General features: G+C 66.2%; 19 protein-coding genes. 10 read left to right on the forward strand and 9 right to left on the reverse strand.

The genetic code is table 11. The features are described 5' to 3' along the window. Genes J3E61_RS27965 through J3E61_RS27975 form a run of 3 tightly spaced genes read right to left on the reverse strand, consistent with a single transcriptional unit; the run spans position 1 to position 3,076 of the window. Positions 1-723 (reverse strand): sirohydrochlorin chelatase, encoded by a 723-nt coding sequence (locus J3E61_RS27965; RefSeq protein WP_210086085.1) that lies wholly within the window; start codon positions 721-723, stop codon positions 1-3. Beyond that, complete coding sequence (locus J3E61_RS27970) at positions 702-1,406, reverse strand: phosphoadenylyl-sulfate reductase (protein WP_210086086.1); 705 nt, start codon at positions 1,404-1,406, stop codon at positions 702-704. Before J3E61_RS27970 ends, J3E61_RS27965 begins: the two co-directional genes overlap by 22 nt. Beyond that, entirely contained in the window at positions 1,403-3,076 is a 1,674-nt protein-coding gene (locus tag J3E61_RS27975) for a nitrite/sulfite reductase (RefSeq protein WP_210086087.1), read from the reverse strand. The genes J3E61_RS27970 and J3E61_RS27975 overlap by 4 nt, the downstream gene beginning before the upstream one ends. 304 nt (positions 3,077-3,380) lie before the next feature. Between J3E61_RS27975 and J3E61_RS27980 the strand changes: the two genes are divergently transcribed. The 6 genes from J3E61_RS27980 to J3E61_RS28005 all read left to right on the forward strand — a co-directional run bounded on the left by J3E61_RS27980 (position 3,381) and on the right by J3E61_RS28005 (position 10,823). Then, on the forward strand, positions 3,381-4,553 hold the full coding sequence (locus J3E61_RS27980; protein ID WP_210086088.1) for a coproporphyrinogen III oxidase: 1,173 nt from the start codon (positions 3,381-3,383) through the stop codon (positions 4,551-4,553). A 99-nt stretch (positions 4,554-4,652) separates the two neighbouring features. After that, positions 4,653-5,168, forward strand: coding sequence for a sigma-70 family RNA polymerase sigma factor (locus J3E61_RS27985; RefSeq protein ID WP_192723306.1), 516 nt, complete (start codon positions 4,653-4,655; stop codon positions 5,166-5,168). Continuing rightward, complete coding sequence (locus J3E61_RS27990; RefSeq protein ID WP_192723305.1) at positions 5,165-5,860, forward strand: hypothetical protein; 696 nt, start codon at positions 5,165-5,167, stop codon at positions 5,858-5,860. Before J3E61_RS27985 ends, J3E61_RS27990 begins: the two co-directional genes overlap by 4 nt. Positions 5,861-5,941: 81 nt before the next feature. Then, a complete protein-coding gene (locus J3E61_RS27995; RefSeq protein WP_210086089.1) occupies positions 5,942-7,765 on the forward strand; it encodes an ABC transporter ATP-binding protein in 1,824 nt (607 codons plus the stop codon). Then, positions 7,762-9,492 carry an ABC transporter ATP-binding protein gene (locus J3E61_RS28000; RefSeq protein WP_210086090.1) on the forward strand — a complete coding sequence of 577 codons (1,731 nt, stop codon included), beginning with the start codon at positions 7,762-7,764 and terminating at the stop codon, positions 9,490-9,492. Before J3E61_RS27995 ends, J3E61_RS28000 begins: the two co-directional genes overlap by 4 nt. Continuing rightward, complete coding sequence (locus J3E61_RS28005; protein ID WP_210086091.1) at positions 9,471-10,823, forward strand: salicylate synthase; 1,353 nt, start codon at positions 9,471-9,473, stop codon at positions 10,821-10,823. The genes J3E61_RS28000 and J3E61_RS28005 overlap by 22 nt, the downstream gene beginning before the upstream one ends. 36 nt (positions 10,824-10,859) lie before the next feature. Here J3E61_RS28005 and J3E61_RS28010 read toward each other — a convergent pair whose 3' ends face one another. Beyond that, on the reverse strand, positions 10,860-12,278 hold the full coding sequence (locus J3E61_RS28010) for a hypothetical protein (protein ID WP_210086092.1): 1,419 nt from the start codon (positions 12,276-12,278) through the stop codon (positions 10,860-10,862). Continuing rightward, positions 12,275-12,562, reverse strand: a complete 288-nt coding sequence (locus tag J3E61_RS28015; RefSeq protein WP_210086093.1) for a DUF4242 domain-containing protein — start codon at positions 12,560-12,562, stop codon at positions 12,275-12,277. Before J3E61_RS28015 ends, J3E61_RS28010 begins: the two co-directional genes overlap by 4 nt. Before the next feature lie 179 nt (positions 12,563-12,741). Here J3E61_RS28015 and J3E61_RS28020 point away from each other — a divergent pair, with 179 nt between their 5' ends. Beyond that, a complete protein-coding gene (locus J3E61_RS28020) occupies positions 12,742-14,232 on the forward strand; it encodes an aldehyde dehydrogenase (protein WP_210086094.1) in 1,491 nt (496 codons plus the stop codon). A 3-nt stretch (positions 14,233-14,235) separates the two neighbouring features. Here J3E61_RS28020 and J3E61_RS28025 read toward each other — a convergent pair whose 3' ends face one another. Beyond that, complete coding sequence (locus tag J3E61_RS28025) at positions 14,236-15,096, reverse strand: LLM class F420-dependent oxidoreductase (RefSeq protein WP_210086095.1); 861 nt, start codon at positions 15,094-15,096, stop codon at positions 14,236-14,238. Between the two features lie 48 nt (positions 15,097-15,144). On the opposite strand from J3E61_RS28025, the gene J3E61_RS28030 reads away from it, so the two are divergent. Next, positions 15,145-15,528, forward strand: a complete 384-nt coding sequence (locus J3E61_RS28030; protein WP_210086096.1) for a nuclear transport factor 2 family protein — start codon at positions 15,145-15,147, stop codon at positions 15,526-15,528. Here J3E61_RS28030 and J3E61_RS28035 read toward each other — a convergent pair whose 3' ends face one another. After that, entirely contained in the window at positions 15,529-16,272 is a 744-nt protein-coding gene (locus tag J3E61_RS28035) for a helix-turn-helix transcriptional regulator (protein ID WP_210086097.1), read from the reverse strand. 74 nt (positions 16,273-16,346) lie between these two features. Here J3E61_RS28035 and J3E61_RS28040 point away from each other — a divergent pair, with 74 nt between their 5' ends. Continuing rightward, positions 16,347-17,240 carry a sterol desaturase family protein gene (locus J3E61_RS28040; RefSeq protein ID WP_210086098.1) on the forward strand — a complete coding sequence of 298 codons (894 nt, stop codon included), beginning with the start codon at positions 16,347-16,349 and terminating at the stop codon, positions 17,238-17,240. Here J3E61_RS28040 and J3E61_RS28045 read toward each other — a convergent pair. Continuing rightward, entirely contained in the window at positions 17,237-17,542 is a 306-nt protein-coding gene (locus J3E61_RS28045; protein ID WP_210086099.1) for a hypothetical protein, read from the reverse strand. The two genes, J3E61_RS28040 and J3E61_RS28045, sit on opposite strands and share 4 nt — an antisense overlap. 42 nt (positions 17,543-17,584) lie before the next feature. On the opposite strand from J3E61_RS28045, the gene J3E61_RS28050 reads away from it, so the two are divergent. Beyond that, positions 17,585-20,140: a DUF3516 domain-containing protein gene (locus tag J3E61_RS28050; RefSeq protein WP_210086100.1), complete on the forward strand. Its 2,556-nt coding sequence runs from the start codon at positions 17,585-17,587 to the stop codon at positions 20,138-20,140. Positions 20,141-20,143: 3 nt separating this feature from the next. Here J3E61_RS28050 and J3E61_RS28055 read toward each other — a convergent pair whose 3' ends face one another. Beyond that, positions 20,144-21,730 carry an AMP-binding protein gene (locus J3E61_RS28055; RefSeq protein WP_210086101.1) on the reverse strand — a complete coding sequence of 529 codons (1,587 nt, stop codon included), beginning with the start codon at positions 21,728-21,730 and terminating at the stop codon, positions 20,144-20,146. Between the last annotated feature and the right edge of the window lie 21 nt (positions 21,731-21,751).

Raw genomic sequence — 21,751 nt, forward strand, 5'->3', positions numbered from 1 at the left:
CTAGGCCGCCACCTGAGCGGCCAGTGCTTGATCGAAGCGATCCAGTACCGTGTCGGCGACCAGCCGATGGGGCCCAAGCGGGGCCGCCATCGGAATCCCTTGTGCCCGAGCATATTCGGCAACGCGATCGGTTATCCGGCCAGGTGCAAGGAACCAGGGCGCGATGACCAGACGTGAGGCCCCACGCTCACGCAAGGTGTCGGCCGCCTCAGCCACTGTCGGGTGCGGGCCGGTGGCGAAGGCGGTGGTGGCGATCCAGTTCGTGTGTTGGACGAGATAGTCGGCCACCATGCTGGTGCGCGAATTGGCTTGCGGGCGTGAGGAACCGACGGCGGTAACGAGAACGCCCACGTCGGGGTCCAGATGCGAAACTCCCGCGTGCGTCATCCGTTGCCGAAGTACCGCGATGAGCCGGTCGTCCTCGCCGAGTACGTCGGCCTGCCGCGCGTCGACCCCGGAGTCTGCGATCAGCGCCGGGATATCGACGCGCGCGTGATACGCATCGGCGAGCAGCAGTGGCACCACCACGGCGTTGCGTCCCGTCGCGACCAACACGTCGCGTAGGTTCGGAAAGTTCTGCTCGCAGAACGCCACCCGCACGTCGACATCTCGTCGCATTCTGCGGATGGTGTTCGCGACCTCATGCGCCGATGCCGCCGAGCGCGGATCAGCAGACCCGTGCGCAGTGAGGATCAGAGCTGTCACGATGCGTGCAGACCGCATTCCGTCTTCGACAGGCCCGCCCACCGGCCACTGCGCGGATCAGCACCCTCGACGGGCTTCGCCGTGCACGGCGCGCAGCCGATCGACGGATAGCCTTCGAACACAAGGGGATTGACCAGCACATCGTTGTCGTCGATATAGGCCTGCATGTCTTCGTCGGTCCACGCCGCTAGCGGGTTGATCTTCACCAACCCAAAAGCCTTGTCCCAGCTGATCAGCGGTGCGTTGGCACGAGTCGGCGCCTCGACGCGACGGATTCCCGTCACCCACGCGGAGTAGCCGCGGAGCGCCTTGCTCAGTGGCTCGACCTTGCGCATCCGGCAGCATTCGTTGGGCTCACGGGCGAACAGATCCTTGCCGAACAACTCGTCCTGCTTTTCGACGGTGTTCTCCGGGGTGACGTTGACCACGTTGATGTCGTAAACCGCCTCGACCGCGTCGCGCGTGCCGATGGTCTCGACGAAGTGGTAACCGGTGTCGAGGAACAGCACGTCCACTCCCGGGCGGACCTTGGCAGCCAGATCGACGAGCACCGCGTCCTGCATGTTGGACGCGACGATGTAGTTGCCGCCGAAGTTCTCGTCGGTCCACCGCAACAGGTCAAGCGCGCTCGCGCCGTCCAACTCCGCGGCGCCCCGCTCGGCCAGGGCCTGCAAGTCGGTGTCGTTCGTCACTTCTGTCATCGCAAATCCGCCTCGTCTGCTCGTACTGCCCACGTAGCGAAACGCTCACCCTGCTCGCGTTGTTTCACGAAGTTGCGCACCACTCTGTCGATGTAGTCACCCAGCTCGGTGGACAGCACCTTGTGCTGGCGCAACTTGCGGCCGAAACCGCTGTCCAGGCCGAGGCTGCCACCCAGATGCACCTGGAAACCCTCGACCGGCCCGTCGCCGTCGTCGATCATTTGACCCTTGAACCCGATATCGGCGACCTGGATCCGCGCGCACGAGTTCGGGCAGCCGTTGATGTTGACGGTGATCGGCACGTCGAGTTGGGCGTTGATGTCCTCGAGCCGCTTCTCCAGCTCGGGCACCAGCACCTGAGCCCGGTTGCGGGTCTCGGCGAACGACAGCTTGCAGTACTCGATGCCGGTGCAGGCCATCAAGTTCTTGCGCCACGACGACGGCCGCGACGGCAAGCCAAGCGCGTCCAGGCCGGCGACCAGCGCGTCGAGCTTGTCGTCGGGAACGTCGAGGATGACCAGCTTCTGGTACGGCGTCAGCCTGATCCGGTCGGAGCCAGCGGCTGCGGCGAGGTCGGCGACCTTGGTCAGGATGGTGCCGGTGACCCGACCCGCGATCGGGGCGACGCCGACGGCGTTGAGCCCGTTCTTCTGCCTCTGCACGCCGACATGGTCGATCGGATGCTTCAGCGGTTCGGGTGCCGGACCGTCGATCAGCTTGCGGCCGAGGTACTCGTCCTCGACGACCTGGCGAAACTTTTCGACGCCCCAGTCTTTGATCAGGAACTTCAGCCGCGCCTTGCTGCGCAACCGGCGATATCCGTAGTCGCGGAACACCGACGTCACGGCCTCCCACACTTCCGGCACCTCGTCCAGTGGTACCCACACGCCAAGGCGCTGCGCCAGCATCGGGTTCGTCGAGAGGCCGCCGCCGACCCACACGTCGAGGCCCGGGCCGTGCTCGGGGTGGTTGACGCCGATGAACGCGATGTCGTTGACCTCGTGGGCGACGTCCTGCAGGCCAGACACCGCGGTCTTGTACTTGCGCGGGAGGTTGGAGAACGACGGATTGCCGACGAAGCGGCGCACGATCTCGTCGACGGCCCAGGTCGGGTCCAGCACCTCGTCGAGCGATTCGCCGGCCAGCGGCGAGCCGAGCACCACACGCGGGCAGTCGCCGCAGGCCTCGGTGGTCTGCAGGCCGACCGCGGCGAGCCGCTCCCAGATCTGCGGCACGTCCTCGATGCGGATCCAGTGGTACTGAACGTTCTCGCGGTCGCTGATGTCGGCGGTGTCGCGGGCGAACTCGGTGGAGATTTCGCCGATCGTGCGCAGTGCGGCGTTCGTCAGCGCGCCGCCGTCGCAGCGCACCCGCATCATGAAGTACTTGGCCTCGAGGATGTCGGCGTTCTCGTCGCCGGTCCAGGTGCCGTCGTAGCCCTGTTCACGCTGGGTGTACAGGCCCATCCAGCGCATGCGGCCACGCAGATCCTGCTTGTCGATGCTGTCGAAGCCCTGCTTGGAGTAGATGTCGAGGATGCGCGCGCGCACGTTCAGCGCGTCGTCGTCACGTTTGAACTGTTCATTGGGGTTGAGCGGGGTGCGGTAGCCGAGGGCCCACTGGCCCTCGCCACGCGGGCGCTTCACGGGCTTTGATTCCGCGGTGGTCATGTTGGTGTGGGCTCCTTATTGGAGCCGGATCGCGCGTTTCACCGGTGGGCTGTCCGGCGGCGCAGATCCGGCGGCCAGCTGAAGTACGGGGTGGGCTGGGTCCTGAGATCTAGCGCGTCAAGGCAGACAACAACAGGTACAAACGCGCTTGAGGTCGACATGCAGCCGCGCCACCAGGGATACACGCTGGGGGAATCGGACGGCAGTCACGTCGCCAATTGTGCCACGAATACCCACACCGGCCCTAACCGGGACAGATTTGCGCGCAAGGTGAGTAAAAGTCGGCTCTGGGAGACTGGTCTGCATGACAGTCCGAACGGCTCCTAGTGAGCTGCCCGATCTGGCCACCACGCCAGGTCGGCCGTTCGGCATCTATATCCACGTGCCGTTCTGCGCGACGCGCTGCGGCTACTGCGACTTCAACACCTACACGCCCACAGAACTGGGTGGCGCGAACCCCGCCGGCTGGCTGGAAGCCCTGCGTGGTGAGCTCACTCTGGCGGCGACGCGGTTGGGGCCGCCGCCCGTCGACACGGTGTTCGTCGGGGGCGGCACCCCCTCGATGCTCGGCGGCGACGGGCTGGCTTCGGTGCTCGAGGCGATTCGCGCACACTTCAGCCTGGCTCCGAACGCCGAGGTGACCACCGAGGCGAATCCGGAGTCCACGTCGCCTGCGTTTTTCGAGCAATTGCGGACGGCGGGGTACACCCGGGTGTCGCTGGGCATGCAGTCCGTCGTCCCGCACGTGCTGGCAGTGCTTGACCGCGTGCATTCGCCGGGCCGGGCACTGGATGCGGTGCGCGAGGCCCGTGACGCCGGCTTCGCCCACGTCAACCTCGACCTCATCTACGGCACACCGGGGGAGTCCGACGACGACCTGTGCCGTTCTGCAGACGCGGTGATCGAGGCGGGCGTCGACCACGTATCCGGCTACGCGCTGGTGGTCGAGGACGGGACGGCGTTGGCCCGTCGGGTGCGGCGCGGCGAGATCGCAGCGCCCGACAACGATGTGCTCGCCCAGCGCTACGAGTTGCTTGACGGTCGGCTGTCGGAGGCGGGGTTCGACTGGTACGAGGTCTCCAACTGGAGCAGGCCCGGCGGTGAATGCCGGCACAACATCGGCTACTGGAACGGCGGCGAATGGTGGGGCGCTGGGCCAGGGGCGCATGGGTATGTGGACGCCACGCGGTGGTGGAATGTCAAGCACCCCAACGCTTATGCGCAGTCGTTGGCCCACGGCCTGTTGCCGGTGGCCGATTTCGAGCAGCTCGATGACGCCACCGGCCACGTCGAGGACGTGATGCTGCGGCTGCGGCTGCGTGACGGTCTGCCCACAGCCGTGTTGGACGAAGCCGAACGCGCCCGCGCCGAAACGGCGATTGCCGACGGCCTCGTAGTGCTGCGCGCCGATCGGCTGGTGCTCACCGACCGCGGGCGGCTGCTGGCCGACGCGGTGGTTCGGGCGCTGCTGGCCTGATCGGCAATCCGCGAAAACCGCTTTGAACGATTCACCTACGTTGCATCGTTGTGCTCAGCGAAGGCCGACAGAAAGCAAGGGATGCGCGGGGCATGAAGCATGGCTGACGATTCCGAGCAGGCGGCGCTGCTGCGGGCTGTGCACGACGAGCATGGCCACACGCTGTTGCGTTACGTCTTGAGACTGACGAGGGGTGACATGCCGTTCGCCGAAGACGTGGTGCAGGAGTCGTTGCTGCGGCTCTGGCGCAAGCCGGAGGTGCTCGAGCAGCCCACCGACAACGTGCGCGCGTGGCTGTTCACCGTCGCGCGCAATCTGGTGATCGACGACCGGCGCAGCGCGCGATACACCCGCGAACTGCAAAGCGAATACCTCCCTGAGCGGGCGTCGCCCGATGTGATCGGGCCGGCTTTCGACAAGTGGATCCTGTCCGACGCGCTGACGTCGCTGTCGCCGGACCATCGCACCGCGATCGTGCGCGCCTACTATCTCGGCCAAACAGTGGCCGATATCGCCCAGCAAGAGGGTATTCCGGAGGGAACCGTCAAGTCCCGGCTTCACTACGCGCTTCGTGCGTTGCGAATTGCGTTGCAGGAAAGGGGGGTTGTCCGATGAACGATGACGACCTTGCCGAATGGGATGCCGCGTATGTCCTCGGCGCGCTCAGCCTCGAAGAACGACGAACGTATGAGAGCTACCTTGCGGCCAACCCGGCGCGGGCAGCCGAACTCACCGAACTCGCAGGGATGCCAGGCATTCTCAACGCGTTGAGTCGTGACGAGGCGGTCGCGCTGACCGACCTTGCCGGTGCGCCGCCCGCGGAGCAGCGGCCCGACGACATCGCATCGCTCGCCCACGCGGCGGCCAAGCGGCAACAGCGCTCACGTCGCAGGTGGCTGGCGGGAGCGGCGGCATCGGCGGCGGCGCTGTTGATCGCAGGCGGCATCGTCGGGGCGACGGTGTTCGCCAATTCGCCGGCCCCGACACAGACAGTTGCGATGCAGGCGATGCAGCCAACCCCTCGCGGCGGGCTCACCGCCGAGCTCGCCGTCACCGAGAAGAAGTGGGGCACAGAGCTGAACTGGGCGTGCCAGTACACCAAGGACTGGTCGCGGAATGTCGCCAGCTACGACATCGTCGTGACGACCCACGACGGCGTGCAGCAGACGGTGGGTTCGTGGAAGCCCGCCGGAGATGAGGCGACGGGACTGTCGGCGGCGACGAGCATTCCCGCCAAGCAGATCAAGACAGTCGACATCCGGGTGTCCGGCAGCAACGAGCCGCTGGCGATCAAGACAATGCGCTAGCCGACATCGGGTAGCCCCCAAATTCCGGCGGCCGCGCACTAGGGTTAGGCAAACCTTACCTATGTGCCCGCTGGAGGCTGGATGACGGCTGTGCAAGAAACGCTCGAGGTCGAGTCGGAACGGGCCGAGAAGTCCACCGGACCCATAGGTCGCGCCAAGTTCGACGCGCTGGCGTTACAGCAGTTGCTCGCTCCCGTTCGCGTCGCCACCGGCAGGGCCCAGCGGATCCAGCTGATTGCGTCGGCGGCGACTGTCGCACCGTTCGTCGGCATCGTCGAACTCGGCCGCGCGCTGCTGGCCGAGGGGCCGGTGAATACGGCGCGACTGTGGACGATCGTCGCGGTGGTGATCGCTGCGCTGATGGTGCGCACGCTCGCCAGCGGGACGGCGTTGACGATCACGCATTTGGCCGACGTCGACCTGCAGCGCTCGCTGCGCCGCCGCATCGTCGAAACGTTGGGCCGGCTGCCCCTTGGCTGGTTCAGCGCCACATCTTCAGGTGAAGTCCGAAAAGCCGTCCAGCATGACGTCGGCGAATTGCATTATCTGGTAGCACATTCGGCCGTCGAGAAGGCCGGCGCGCTGGCTACGCCGCTGTTCGGCTTGACGTACTGCTGCTACCTGGACTGGCGGCTCGGCCTGTTGGCGCTCGCCCCCATCCCGGTGTATCTCGCGGTCTATTCGTGGCTGGGCCGCGACGCGCGCTCGCAGATGGAGAGGCTGGACCGTGGAATCGAACGGATCAGCGCCACCATCGTCGAGTTCATCGCGGGTGTTTCGGTGGTCAAGATGTTCGGCGAAGCGGGCAAGGCGCACAAGCGTTTTGCCGACGCGGCCGACGAGTTCAACGACAGCTTCGCCAACTGGATGGGCCCGCTCACCAAGGTCAAGGCCGCGACGTCGATCTTCATCGAGACACCACTGTTGTTGCTGGCCAACCTGGCAGGCGGTTACTGGTTCGTCCGTAGCGGCTGGATAGCGCCGATAGACATGCTCGGCTCGACGCTGGTTGCTATGACCATCCCCGCGGCCGTGTTGACCGTCGGATATTCCACCCATATCCAAAGGCAGGCGCAGGCAGCGGCGGGCAGGCTGCAACGGCTATTGCAAACGCCGACGCTGTCCCCGGTAAGGAATCCGCAAGTCCCCGAGGGCAACTCGGTCCAGTTCGATGCGGTGAGCTTCTCCTACGACGGGCAGCGGACCGTTCTAGACGGCATTTCGCTCACTCTGCGGCCTGCCACTATCACCGCGTTGGTCGGCCCGTCTGGCAGCGGTAAATCGACCCTTGCCTCCCTGGTGCCGCGGTTCCACGATGCGACTGCCGGAGCGGTGCGTGTCGGCGGAGCCGACGTTCGGGAGATCGACCCGGCGGTGCTGTATCGCCACGTCGGTTTCGTGCTGCAGGACGTCCAACTGCTCGGCATCAGCGTGGCCGACAACATCCGGCTCGGCAGGCCCGACGCCACTGACGACGACATCGTCAACGCAGCCAAGGCTGCCTACATTCACGATCGAATCATCGCTTCGCCCAACGGGTATGACGCGGTGGTCGGTGTAGACGCCCACTTCTCCGGTGGCGAGGCGCAGCGGGTGAGCATCGCCCGCGCGCTGCTGGCCGACACGCCGATCCTGGTGCTCGACGAGGCAACCGCGTTCGCCGACCCTGACTCCGAAGCGCAGATCCAGGCCGCGCTGTCACGGCTGATCGTCGGACGCACCGTGCTGGTCATCGCGCATCGGCTCGGCTCGATCGTCAATGCCGACAACATCGTCGTCCTCGACGCGGGCCGCGTCGCCGAGCAGGGCCGCCACGACGAGTTGCTGGCGCGGGGCGGTCAGTACGCCCGGATGTGGGCTGCCTACACGGCTGTTCAGGCCAAGGAGTGGGAGGTGGTCCAGTGATCAGGGGTTTTCTGCGCCTCCTCGGACCGCAGCGCGGCCGCATGTACGCGTATCTGGCATGGGTCACCGGCTACGGGCTGCTGCACGGCGCCGCGATGATCCTGCTGGTGCCGATCTCGGTGGCACTGTTCGACGAACGATATACAGATGCCGGGCGTTGGCTGGGCGTGCTTGCCGCCGTAGTGGTTGTCGGGGCGGTGGCCCATTATGTTCAGGCCACACTCGCGATTCGGATGGCGCTGGCGACGATGCGGCTGCTCCACCACCGGCTCGGCGACCACATGGTGAGCTTGCCGCTTGGCTGGTTCAACCGCGAGACCGTCGGTCATGTATCTCAGATCGCCGTCAAGGGAACGGTTTTCGTCGGCACCAGCGGGGCGAACCTGATCACCCCGGTGGTGCTGAACACCACCAGCGCGGCGACGGTCGTCGTCGGGTTGTTCGTCTACGACTGGCGCATCGGAGTGGTCGCGCTCATCGGCGGTGTGGTGCTCGCGGCGTGCGGGCGGTTCGCGTCGAGTCTGATCGCGGGCTCAGAAAGCCGAACACATGACGCGACTGTGCACGTCAACAGCCGCGTGATCGAATTCGCCCGCTGTCAGCCGGTGCTGCGGGCGTTCGGCCGTGCCGGCATGCGTTACGAACCGTTGGCTGACGCGTTCGAGGCCCAGCATCGTGTGGGTCGCAGCGCGCTGTGGCAATCGGTGGCCGGGCTCATGCTCAACGGCATTGCGGTACAAGCGGTTTTCTCGGCGCTGATCGCGGCGGGGGCGTGGATCGCGGTCGGCGGCGAAATCAATCCGATCACGCTGGTTGCCATTCTCGGCCTCGCCGCACGGTTCGCCTCGCCGCTGTCCGCGCTCGCCGAATACGGCTCGGCGATGCGGATGGCGGCCACTGAGTTGCGCCGCGTCACCTCGGTGCTCGACACACCGGCACTCCCGGAACCGGCAGCGCCCCAAGCCGTGTCGAAGCGCGGCAGCGTGGAACTGGACCACGTGGCGTTCAGCTATCCGGGCCGCCAGGTGTTGACCGATGTCACCTTGGCCGCCGAACCAGGGACGATGACGGCGCTTGTCGGCCCTTCGGGCTCGGGCAAGACGACCATCACCAGGCTGATCGCCCGCTTCTACGATGTCCACGGCGGAGTGGTCCGCGTCGGCGGCGTCGACGTCCGCGACCAGAGCACCGCCGATTTGATGGCCCAGCTGTCGCTGGTGTTCCAGGACGTCTACCTGTTCGACGACACGCTATGGGAGAACATCCGCATCGGACGGCCCGATGCCGGTGATGCGGACATCGAGGACGCCGCCCGCACCGCCGGACTGTTGCCGGTGATCGAGCGCCTGCCTGACGGGAAGCACACCCGGGTCGGCGAGGGCGGCTCTGCACTGTCTGGTGGTGAACGTCAACGGGTTTCAATCGCACGGGCATTGCTGAAACAAGCGCCGATCGTGCTGTTCGACGAGGCGACCAGCGCGCTCGACCCCGAGAACGAAGACCACGTCGCCGACTCGATCCGACGGCTTGCCAACAGCAGCACAGTGATCGTCATCGCGCACAAACTGTCGACGGTCACCGCCGCCGACAACATCGTCGTGCTGTCGGCCGACGGCCGCGTGCAGGACAGCGGCACACACGCCGAATTGATCACGCGCGGTGGGCAATACGGCCAGTTCTGGAAGCAGCGAGCAACAGCGAGTGGATGGGTGATGGTGACCAAGTGACGATCGAGACGAGCCCAGAAGAACTCTCGTACGTCATCCCGGCGGGCGTCACGCCGACCGACCTGGTGGCAGAACTCGCGAGTGCGGTGCCGGAGCGTGACGGCGAGGAGTACCTGATCTACGAGCACGACGGGCAGTGGATTCTCGCCAGCGGTGCGCGGACCCTCGTCGAGTTGGACAGCGACGAACTGCGGGTGGTGACCGACGGTGTCGTGCAGCGGCGGGCCTGGTGCGGTCAGGCTGGCGAAGCGCTTGGCGAGGTGATCGACCGGCTCCTGTTGGATGTCGATCGGGTGTTCGGTTGGGTGGCATTCGAATTCGGTGTTTACCGGTATGGGCTGCAACAGGAGCTACAGCCGGGCACGCCGCTCGCTCGAATCCTTGCGCCGCGCACACAGGTGGTGGTGACGAGCTCCGAAGTGGTCGTGGTCGGTGCCGATGACCGCTACATCGATGCGCTGCAGCGACTGCTGACCGATGGAGTATCGGCTGCGCCGCAGCCCAGCGCCGTCGATGTGCGCGAAGATGCCCGTGGCTACCGCGGGCGGGTTGGTACGGCGATCGGCGAGATCGCCTGCGGTCGCTACCAGAAGGTGATCCTGTCGAGGCGTGTTGACGTGCCGTTCGTGTTGGACTTTCCTTCGAGTTACCGCGTTGGTCGTCGACACAACACACCCGCGCGCTCGTTTCTGCTACGGCTCGGCGGTCTTCGGGCGCTGGGCTACAGTCCCGAACTCGTCGCGGCCGTCCATTGCGACGGGGTTGTGGTGACCGAACCGCTGGCCGGCACGCGCGCGTTCGGGCGTGGCGACGACCACGACCGCGCCGCCCGCGAGGATCTCGAGTCGAACTCCAAAGAGATTGTCGAGCATGCTATTTCGGTGCGCAGCTCGCTGAAGGAGATCGCTGAGGTGGCTGAGCCGGGTACCGCGGTCGTGATGGATTTCATGACGGTGCGGGAGCGGGGGAGCGTGCAGCATCTGGGCTCGACGGTCCGCGGCCGGCTGCATTCATCGAAAGATCGGATGGACGCGCTGGAGGCCTTGTTCCCCGCGGTGACCGCGTCGGGCATCCCGAAGGCGGAGAGTGTCGATGCGATACTGCGGCTGGACGACGGCCCCCGTGGACTGTATTCCGGTGCAGTGGTGATGTTCACGGCAGACGGTGGAATGGACGCGGCGCTGGCGTTGCGCTCGGCGTATGAGGCCGACGGCAAGACATGGCTGCGGGCGGGTGCCGGCATCATCGAGGAGTCGACACCGGATCGCGAATTCGAGGAAACATGCGAGAAGCTGACGACACTCGCGCCGTATCTCGTCCCACGCAGTTGAGGCGGCAGTCGGTCGACTGCCGCCCCAAGCGTTCTGCTAGTTGACCGCTCCGGCTCCGCTTTCACCATCGCTGCCGGCGTTGCCGTTGCCTGCATTGCCAGTGCCGCCGGCACCTCCTGCACCGCCGTCGGCGCCGAAGCCACCGTCACCGCCCGCACCGCCGTTGCCGCCGTACGTCGTTCCAGAGTTGGTCGTCGTGTTGCCGCCGTTGCCGCCGGCCCCACCGGCATGACCCGGCCCGCTGTCGCCGCCGGTGCCGCCGTTTCCGCCCCTGGTTGTTCCGGAGTTGGTGCCGCCGACGCCGCCGCGGCCGCCAGCGCCACCCTGTAGGCCATCGCCACCGGCTCCGCCGTTGCCGCCGTAGGTGGTGCCGGATCCTGTACTGCCAACGCCGCCACCATCTCCACCGTTTCCGCCGTTGCCGGTGCCGGTGGAGGTGCCGCCGTTTCCGCCACTGCCGCCAACCGCGGTGCCTGTTCCGGTGACCGCGCCGCCGCCTTTGCCGCCAGCACCCGCGTCACCCAATGCCCCGGCGTCGCCGCCGTTGCCGCCCTGGCCGCCACTGGCGTAGCCGTCCGGACTGTAGGCAGGGCCGGCGTCACCTCCGGCACCGCCGTCACCCGACAGCACGCCGCCGCTGCCGCCGTCGCCCCCGTTGCCACCCGTGGCGGGCCCGCCGTTGCTGAATGCGTCGGAACCCTCGCCGCCGTTACCGCCATTGCCCATCAAGATGCCGCCGTTGCCACCGTTTCCGCCGTTGCCACCGTAAACGGGACCCGCCGTCGTGCTGGGGCCGTAGCCTGATCCGCCGTTGCCGCCATTGCCGAAAAGACCTGCACTGCCGCCGTTTCCGCCAGTCGGATGATCTCGAGTGCCCGCCCCGCCGTTGCCTCCGTTTCCGAGCAACAGGCCCCCGCGGCCGCCGTCCTGGCCCGGTCCGCCGTCGGCCCCGTTGCCGATCAGCAGGCCGCCGTTCTGGCCTGGCAGAACTCCGTTGCCGATGAGCAGACCGCCGGGACCGATCAGGCCGAGGAAAGCTCCTGTGGGACTGAACAATCCGGGTGCCCCAGCGCCGGGTACCGGTGCGACGAACGCCGACGGACGAGAATCAGAAGACCTCTGCGCTGTGCGCGCATGAGTGGTCGGCGAGAAGAACAGTGATGCCGACGTCGGGTGGCTGGCGGCCACGGTGGATGTGCCAACGTGGTCGGGCACAGGAGTGGAACTGTCGGCCATCGGTTGTGCCGCGGAGAACGCCACGATCGGTGCCGGAACCACCGCGGCCAACAACATATTCGGAGTCGGCGCCGCATTGACCGTCGGTGCAAGCGTTTTCGCAGCATTGGGCGCCGCTGTTGCTACCAGTGCCGGAGTCTCCTCGCGTGCCGTAGTAGTACAGGCCGTGGCAAGCAAGCCGATCGCTAGTGTTGTCGTGACGATTGCCTGATTGTTCATTTCGTGTCTCCCGAACCGGCGGTGTGAGGGCCGAATTCACTGGCAACGACGGACACCGTGTTCGCGGGAAAGCCACCGCGGCGGGCGTGTTCGCGGATCACGTCTTCGTCGTCGGCCTCGTGGATGCAATAGACCTTGTCGCCCGCGACGTAGCTGTTGATCCACCGGTACGGCACACCGAGTGACTCCACCGTTGTGTTGGACTTCTTCGAGATTTCGGCGAGCTCGGCTTCGGTCAGCTCGCTGGCACCTGGAATTTCGCGTTCGATGATGAATCGCTGCATGGCTGCTCCTGTTGTGATTGCGGTTCCGCTCGGTTCGGCGGTCGGCATCCACGGTCGGGCAACGCGCGGAGATGGACATGGGGAGCGATTACCTATATTCGCGGCCAGGCCCCTCAATTCGGCGTGGCGCTCAACTCTCAGGCATAGGCTGCTGACGTGCCTCGGGGGAGGAGCCAACAATGACCGGCACCGCGACTGACCAGCTACTCGAGTTTCAGATGACGATCGGCGGCGACCTGGTTGCCGCAGCGTCTGGCGCCACCTATGACAGCACCGACCCCTACACCGGCCGCCCATGGGCACGCGTCCCCGACGGCGACGCCACCGATGTCGACCGGGCCGTCCACGCCGCCCGGCGCGCGCTGAACGGGCCGTGGGGTGAGATGACCGGGACAGCGCGGGGCAAGCTGCTGTACAGACTCGGCGAAATCATCGCGCGCGAGGCCGAAAACCTCGCCGAACTCGAAGTGCGCGACGGCGGCAAGCTGGTTCGCGAGATGGTCGGCCAGATGCGCGCGCTGCCCGACTACTACTTCTATTTCGCCGGGTTGGCCGACAAGATCCAGGGCGAAGTGGTGCCAACGAACAAATCCAACTACTTGGTGTACACGCGGCACGAACCGGTGGGAGTGGTCGGCGCCATCACACCATGGAATTCACCACTGTTGCTGTTGACGTGGAAGTTGGCGCCCGGTTTGGCGGCGGGCTGCACATTCGTATCCAAGCCCAGCGACCACACGCCGGCATCGACGCTGGCGTTCGCGAAACTGTTCGACGAGGCGGGTTTTCCGCCCGGCGTGCTCAACGTCGTGACCGGATGGGGGCCGAAGACAGGTGCTGCGCTGACGTCGCATCCTGGTGTCGACAAGATCGCCTTCACCGGATCGACCGCCACCGGAATAGCAGTCGGCAAGGCCGCAATCGAGAACATGACCCGGTTCAGCTTGGAACTGGGTGGCAAGTCGGCACAGGTGGTGTTCGACGACGCGGATCTGGATGCCGCAGCGAACGGGGTGATTGCCGGCGTGTTCGCTGCGACCGGCCAGACCTGCCTCGCCGGATCTCGACTTCTGGTCCATGACCGCGTAGTAGATGCTCTGGTCGACAAGATCGTTGCCCGTGCCTCGACGATCAAGATGGGTGATCCGAAGGATCCGACCACTGAAATGGGGCCGGTATCGAATCAGCCGCAGTACGAAAAGGTGTTGTCCCACTTCGCTTCTGCCCGCGACGAGGGAGCGACCATTGCATGCGGCGGTGAACCTGCCGAGCGGCTTGGCGGGTTCTTCGTCAAGCCGACCGTGTTGACGGGAGTCAACCCGTCGATGCGGGCGGTAAGGGAGGAAATCTTCGGCCCGGTGCTGTCGGTGATGACGTTCTCCGACGAAGACGAGGCGATCGAGGCGGCGAACGCGACGGAATTCGGGCTGGCCGGTGCGGTGTGGACGAAGGACATCCACCGGGCGCACCGCGTGGCCGCGAGGCTTCACACGGGCACGGTATGGGTGAACGCGTATCGCGTTGTGGCGCCGGATGTTCCGTTTGGCGGCATGGGTTACAGCGGCATCGGACGCGAGAATGGCCTTGACGCCGTCAAGGAGTACACCGAAACCAAGGCGGTGTGGGTCGAACTGTCCGGGACCACCCGCGACCCGTTCACGCTCGGCTAGTCGTCACACCAGCGCGGCTGCCAGGCGCCGCCACTGCTCGCGCGGAAACGCCAGCGGCTCAGCGGTCAGGGCCTGAACACACACGTGGTCCGCGCCGGCCCGCTTGTGCTCCTCGACCCGGCGCGCGACGGCCTCCTCGTCACCCCACGCGATGATCGCGTCGAGCAGACGGTCGCTGACCGAGTCGAGGTCGTCCTGGGTGAAGCCCGAGCGCAGCAGATTGTTGGCGTAGTTCGGCAGGCCCGTGTAGGTACGCAGAAAATTGGCGCCGACGGACCGCGCCTCGTCGCGGCTGTCGGTGAGGAACACAGCCTGTTCTGGAAGCAACAACGGCCCGTCGCCGAGCACCTCACGTGCCGTACGGGTGTGGTCGGGTGTGACCAGGTACGGATGCGCGCCACGGGCCCGCGTGGCCGACAACTCGAGCATCTTCGGGCCGAGCGCGGCGAGTACCCGGTTCTCTACGGGTACCGGTGTGTCGGTGGCATCGATCGCGTCGAGGAAGGCCCGCGTCGCGGCCAACGGCCTGCGGTAAAGGCCAGGCTCTCGCGTGTCGATCAAGGGCGCGTGACTGACACCGATGCCGAGCAGAAGACGCTCGCCATGCGCCTTCGTCAGGGAGGTGTATCGCTCGGCGACGTCGGATGGTTCGTGCATCCACAGGTTGAGGATTCCGGTCGCAACTACCGCCCGTTTGGTCGACGTCAGCAGATTGTCGATCGAATCGAACAGCGGTCCGCCGATGTCCGGAATCCACAATGCGGTGAAGCCGAGTTCCTCCAACTCAGCAGCGGCATCGGCGGCCTCACCCGGATCGCCGTAGCGCAGTTGGTTGCTCCACACACCGACACCTGCCAGGTCCATGCGCCCATCCTTTTCCGCTGATCGACAGCCTCACGCTACCGTCGGCACATGGCATTGGATCCCGGCGCCGTCGGCCGCGCTTTCTCCGAGCATCGGTTCGACGTTGCGCTGCCGTACCTGGCCAAGGATGTGCGCTGGACGATCGTCGGCTACATGGTGCTCGAAGGCGCCGACGCGGTCCGGCAGACGTGCCGCGACACCGCCGAAAGCCTCGAAGGCACCGAGACGGCCTACGACCGGTGTGTGGTCGTCGCCGGTTCGGACGCCGTCGCGGTCGACACCTTCGCCCGTTACACCCGCTCCGACGGGATGACCGCCGTCGCGAGTTGCGACATCTACGAGTTCAGCGGCGACGAGATCACTGCAATCACTTCGTATGCGGTGGAAGTGGATCCGGAGGATGCCGGCGCGCAGCCGCCGCCGCGCGCCTAGTCAGCTCAGCCGGACACCGCGCCGAGCGATGATCGGAGCGATTCCGAACATTTCGTGCACCACGCGGTTGGCATGTGAGCTGTCCGAGAAACCCGCGCCATGGGCGGCATCGGTGAGAGTGCCACCGTCGCGGGCGATCTCCATGGCGCGCATGAGCCGTGCCCATCGGACATAGGCCGAGAACGACAATCCGACATCGCGTGCGAAGAGACGGCCGAGACGATCGGGCGATAGATGCACCGCGCGCGCGACATCGGTGAGCCGGACCGGCCCGGACAGCAAGGTCGGCAACAGGTCGATGGCGCGGCGGACGCTTGGATGCGACGGTTCGACGGCCATCGGCCCGTGTCGGCCTGTCAACTGCAGGAGGACCGTTTCGGCGGCCTGCTCGACCGGCATCGCCTCGTTGTACGCCGTGACATGTTGGGCCGCGGCTATCCACGCGCGTACATCGTCTCGCTCAGTGTCGCTGAACAAGGCCGCCAAGCGCCGACCGGTCACGCCGGTGGCATCGACGTAGATCATCAGTCCCGTCGCGGCGCCCCCGTCGATGGCGTGTGCGGCGCCTGCGGGAATCAGCCCCGCCGAACCGTGCCCGCAACGACCGCTGCCGTCCGTGAGCGTCACTGACCCTGTGGCGACCGCGATCTGCACGGCCGCGTGGTTGTGCGTGTGAGCCGTGCCCAGTTCGCCGCGATAGACAAGCAGGCCAGGCTCGATCACCGCATCGCCGGACCATGTCACAAGGGGGAGTATGCCCCGCGCATGTCGACGGATCTGTACATGCGCGGGCTGTCGCCTGGCCGAAGACTGGCCGCATGGTGATTTCGCTTGCGCGATACGGCTTCGTGCCGGTGATGATGCTCGGCATCGGCGGCGCCGCAGTGCTGTTGGCACGCACGCCGTGGGCTGAACTGTGGATGGCACTGCTGATCGTTGCGGCGATAGCGGTGTCGTTTGTCGTCGAGCGGCTCATCCCGTATGCGGCGGAGTGGAACGGGCGGTCAGCCGACAGCGGACGAGACGTCGCGCACGCGGTGGTCAATGAGTCGGCGCTCTTGCTTGTCGTGCTGGTCATTCCGGCGCTGGCGGCGCTCACCCCGTTTCATCGGTGGTGGCCGTCGGCGTGGCCGTTCCTGCTTCAGGTGTTCTTCGCGGTCGTCGTCGCGGACATGGGTATCACGTTGGTGCACATGGCAAGTCACCGGATCGGCTGGTTGTGGCGGCTGCACGCTGTGCACCACAGCATCAAACGGTTCTACGGCTTCAACGGGCTGATGAAGCATCCGCTGCACGGGGCCGTCGAGTTGGCGGCGGGCACCGTTCCGCTATTGATCATCGGCCTGCCGAAGTCGGTCGCTGACGCGCTGACGGTGTTGATCGCCGTGCAATTGTTGTTGCAGCACTCCAACGCCGATTACCGGGTCGGCCCACTGCGATACCTGCTTGCGCTCAACGAAGGTCACCGATTCCATCATTTGAAATGGGCGGGGATCGGCGATGTGAACTTCGGCTTGTTCACGTTGGTATGGGATCACGCGCTTCGCACGTTCTCGTTCGACCGGGACCGGCGCTTTCACAGCAGCGATCTCGGGATGGCGGCCAAACCGCACTACCCGGTGGGATACATCGCGCAACTCGCCGAGCCGTTCCGCGCCAGCGGTGCATGCCACTTCGAGGACGTCCGTGCCGCCATGTCGGACATGTCCTAAACGTGAAACAAGACGTCGCGATGGACGACGGTCGTGTCGCTGTGCTCGAGCACCGCGAGGGCTTCGGGTTCGACGACGGCCGTCGCGATGTCATCGCCTGCGAAGGAGCGGATCGCGTCGAGCGAATCCCAAAGCGTGTGCGCGGTCAGTTCGACGAGCCCGTCGTCATCGCGGGCCAACAGGAACGCACCCGAGAAGCCGTCGAGTTCTTGCAATTGCGGGAGCAACGTCTGCCGAAAGTACGAGCTGTACGCGTCGGCGCCTGACGCCGTCGCCCGCGCCGACCATGTTCTGACGATCACGATTTCAAACTAGCCTCCCTGTCAGGCACGCTTAGCTTCAATATGTCCACCACAGCTCCTGCCCTTCTCGACGATCCGGGCGACCTGTCCGCCCTGCGCGCGAAGGGCGGCGACGCCGACGAGCTGTTTGCCTCCTTCGCTGCGTGGGCCGAGGCGCAGGGCACCGTGCTCTACCCGGCGCAGGAGGAAGCGCTCATCGAGTTGGTCAGCGGTGCGAACGTCGTGCTGGCGACGCCGACCGGTTCGGGTAAGTCACTGGTGGCCACCGGCGCGCTGTACGCGGCGCTGGCCGCCGGTCGGCGTAGCTACTACACGGCCCCGATCAAGGCGCTGGTCAGCGAGAAATTCTTCGGCCTCTGCGACGTGTTCGGGGCAGCCAACGTCGGCATGCTCACCGGTGACGCCGCGGTCAATGCGGCCGCACCGATCATCACGTGCACAGCAGAGGTGCTGGCCAACATCGCGTTGCGGGAGGGCAGCGGAGGCCAGACAAACAAGAATTCGAGCCTGGTGGTCATGGACGAATTCCATTTCTATGGCGATCCCGACCGGGGCTGGGCGTGGCAGGTGCCGCTGCTCGAGCTGCCGAAGGCGCAATTCCTGCTGATGTCGGCCACGCTCGGCGATGTCACGTTTCTCCGCGAGGACCTGACCCGCCGCACCGGCCGGGCGACGGCGCTGGTGGCCAACGCCGAGCGCCCGGTTCCGCTGCATCACTACTACGCGACCACGCCGATGCACGAGACGATCGCCGACCTGCTCGACACGAACCAGGCGCCGATCTACGTCGTCCACTTCACTCAGGCCTCGGCGCTGGAGCGGGCCCAGGCCCTGATGAGCGTGAACGTGACCACCAAGGACGCAAAGGCCGCGATCGCCGACATGATCGGCGCGTTCCGGTTCTCCACCGCGTTCGGCGCCACGCTGTCGCGGCTGGTTCGACATGGGATCGGCGTTCACCACGCCGGGATGTTGCCCAAGTACCGACGGCTGGTGGAACAACTCGCACAGGCCGGCCTACTGAAGGTCATCTGCGGAACTGACACCCTCGGCGTCGGCATCAATGTGCCGATCCGGACCGTTGTCTTCTCTGCTCTGTCGAAGTACGACGGCGTCCGCACCCGACTGCTCAACGCCCGCGAGTTCCACCAGATCGCCGGGCGCGCGGGGCGGGCAGGCTACGACACCGCAGGCACCGTCGTCGTCCAGGCGCCCGACCACGAGGTCGAAAACCTCAAGCAATTCGCCAAGGTCGCCGACGACCCGAAGAAGCGTCGAAAGCTGGTGCGGCGCAAGGTTCCCGAGGGCATGGTGCCGTGGAGCGAGTCGACGATGACGCGGCTGATCGAGGCCGCCCCCGAACCGCTGACGAGCAACATGCGGGTGTCGACGGCGATGATCCTCGATGTGGTCGATCGTCCCGGTGACCCGTTCGCCGCGATGCGTAGGCTGCTCACCGAGAACCACGAACCACGCAAGCGACAACTGCAGCACATCAGGGAGGCAATCGGCATCGCCCGATCGCTCTTGCAGGCCGGCGTGGTCGAGCGGCTTTCCGAACCCGAGCCCGACGGGCGGCGTTACCGACTGACCGTCGACCTTCCACCCGACTTCGCGCTCAACCAGCCGCTGTCGACATTCGCACTCGCGGCCGTCGGCGTGCTCGACCCGGAATCGGAAACCTATGCGCTGGATGTCGTTTCGGTCATCGAGGCCACCCTCGAGGACCCTCGCCAGATCCTGGCGGCTCAGCTGAAGAAGGCCAGGGGCGAGGCCATCGCAGCAATGAAGGCCGAGGGGATCGAATACGACGAACGAATGGAACTACTGGACGACGTCACCTATCCCAAGCCGCTCGACGAGCTGCTGAGCCACGCCTTCGAGGTGTATTTGCAGAGCAACCCGTGGGCCGCCGACGGGCAGCTGTCGCCGAAGTCCGTGGTGCGCGAGATGTGGGAGCGGGCCTTCACTTTTCGGGAGTTCGTCAGCGTCTATGGGCTGACCCGCTCCGAGGGTGCTGTGCTGCGCTACCTCTCCGACGCTTTCAAGGCATTGCGGTCCGGCGTGCCGGCCGCCGCGCGGACCGAGGAGGTCACCGACATCGTCGAGTGGCTCGGTGAGCTTGTGCGCCAAGTCGATTCGAGTCTGCTCGACGAGTGGGAACAGCTGACCAGCCCGGACCAACCGCTGGACACGCCTGTCGCGGTCCCGGCTCGGCCGCGCCCGCTGACCGGCAACGAACGAGCGTTCACCGCGATGGTCCGCAACGCGCTGTTCCGGCGGGTGGAGCTGTTCGCGCGGCGGCGCTGGCATGACCTCGGTGAGCTGGACCGCGCATCCGGGTGGACGTCCGAGCGCTGGGAGAAGGTCATCGATGCGTACTTCGCCGAGCACGACGACGTCGGCATCGGCGCCGACGCTCGGGGTCCGGCACTGCTGATCATCGACCGGCAGCCCGACGTGTGGCGGCTACGCCAGATCCTGGACGATCCGGCGGGCGACCACGATTGGGGCTTTGAGGTGGAAGTGGATTTGGAAGCCTCCGACGAAGAGGGCGCAGCGGTACTCCGTGTGATCGAGGCGGGACGCTTCGACTAGGGGTCATGACAGCGGGGTGCGATTTCCGAGCACCAGCTGCTTGGCGATCGCCTTCTTGTCGACCTTGCCGACCGCGGTGGTGGGCAGACTCGGCATCGACACCAGCAGATCTGGGCGGGCGTGCGCGGCGACGCCGCGACTGTCCAGAAAGCTGTTCAGCTCGGGCAGCGCCACTGATGAACCGTTGAAAACGACGGCGGCACAGATTTTTTCGCCGAGGTAATTGTCGGGTACCGCAACCGCGGCCACTGCCCAGATCGATGGGTGCTTCAGCAAGTGCTCCTCCAGGTCGAGCGCCGACACGTTCTCTCCGCCGCGCACGATCACGTCCTTCACCCGACCCGTCACCTCGAGATACCCGTTCGCGAAGCGGCGCACCCTATCTCCCGTGCGGTAAAAGCCGTCCGGGGTGAACGACCGCTCGTTGGCGGTGGCGGCATTGAAGTATCCGTTCAGCGTGTACGGCCCCCGCACCAGTAGTTCGCCCTCCTCGCCCGGGGCCACGTCGTTGCCCGCATCGTCGACCACTTTCAACTCGTCGTGCTCGGAAAGCGGTCTGCCCTGCGTGTTGTCGACGATGTCAGGCGGGTCGCCGAGGCGGGTGTAGTTCAGCAGTCCCTCGGCCATGCCGAACACCTGCTGCAAGCCCGGCGTCAACGCTTCGCGTACCGCTCGCGCATCATCGGCGCCCAGCTTCGCGCCGCCGACCTGAAGCAAGCGCAACGTGGTGGGCCGCTGCGGCTCCCACTCACACGCCTGCGCCCACAGTTTCGCCAGCGCAGGCACCAACGCGGTGACGGTGACGCCATGACGCGCGATCGCCGCGAACGCCGACTCCGGGCTCGGGTCAGCAGTGAAAACCGTTGTGGCGCCGACGGACATCGCCCCTAGCAGCCCCGGACATGCCAAGGGAAAATTGTGCGCCGCGGGCAGCGCTACCAGGTAGACGTCGGCGGCGGTCAACCCACACAACTCGGCGCTCGCGGTGACGTTGTAGAGGTAGTCGTCATGCGTGCGGGGGATCAGCTTCGGCGCGCCGGTCGTGCCGCCGGAGACCAACAGCAGCGCAGGCGACGCGGTGTCCACGTCAACCGGAGGGGGATCGGCAGATTCGGTGACCAATTCGGTGACGATCGTCATCGGATGCGTGCGAACCAGTTCGTCGGCCATCGCCCGGTAGTCGAAACCGCCTGCGGTATCGGTGATCACCAGCGCCACGGCCTGACTCACCTCGGCGAAATGAGTCAGCTCCGCCAACCGATGGCCCGGCAGGCACATCACCGGGATCGCTCCCGCGCGCAGCAGCGCGAACAGCGTGACCGCAAAGCGGCACGAGTTCGGCAGTTGCATCAGCACACGCTGACCCGGCGCAATCCCGATGCCGCGAAACCCCGCCGCGGCCCGGTCGGCCAGGTCGTCGAGTTCGGAGTATGTCCGGCTCCCGGAGTCGTCGATGACGGCGACCCGATCCGGCCACGCGGTCGCAGCGTCGCGTAGCACCGAGTCCAGCGGGCGACCGGTCCAGTGGCCGGCCGCGCGATAGGTGGCTGCGCGCTCGGGCGGAAAGGGCACGAAGGTAGGACTATTCACGGCACGAATATAGGGTAGCCT

It is taken from the genome of Mycobacterium sp. OAE908 (genome assembly GCF_017872775.1).
Lineage (GTDB): Bacteria > Actinomycetota > Actinomycetes > Mycobacteriales > Mycobacteriaceae > Mycobacterium.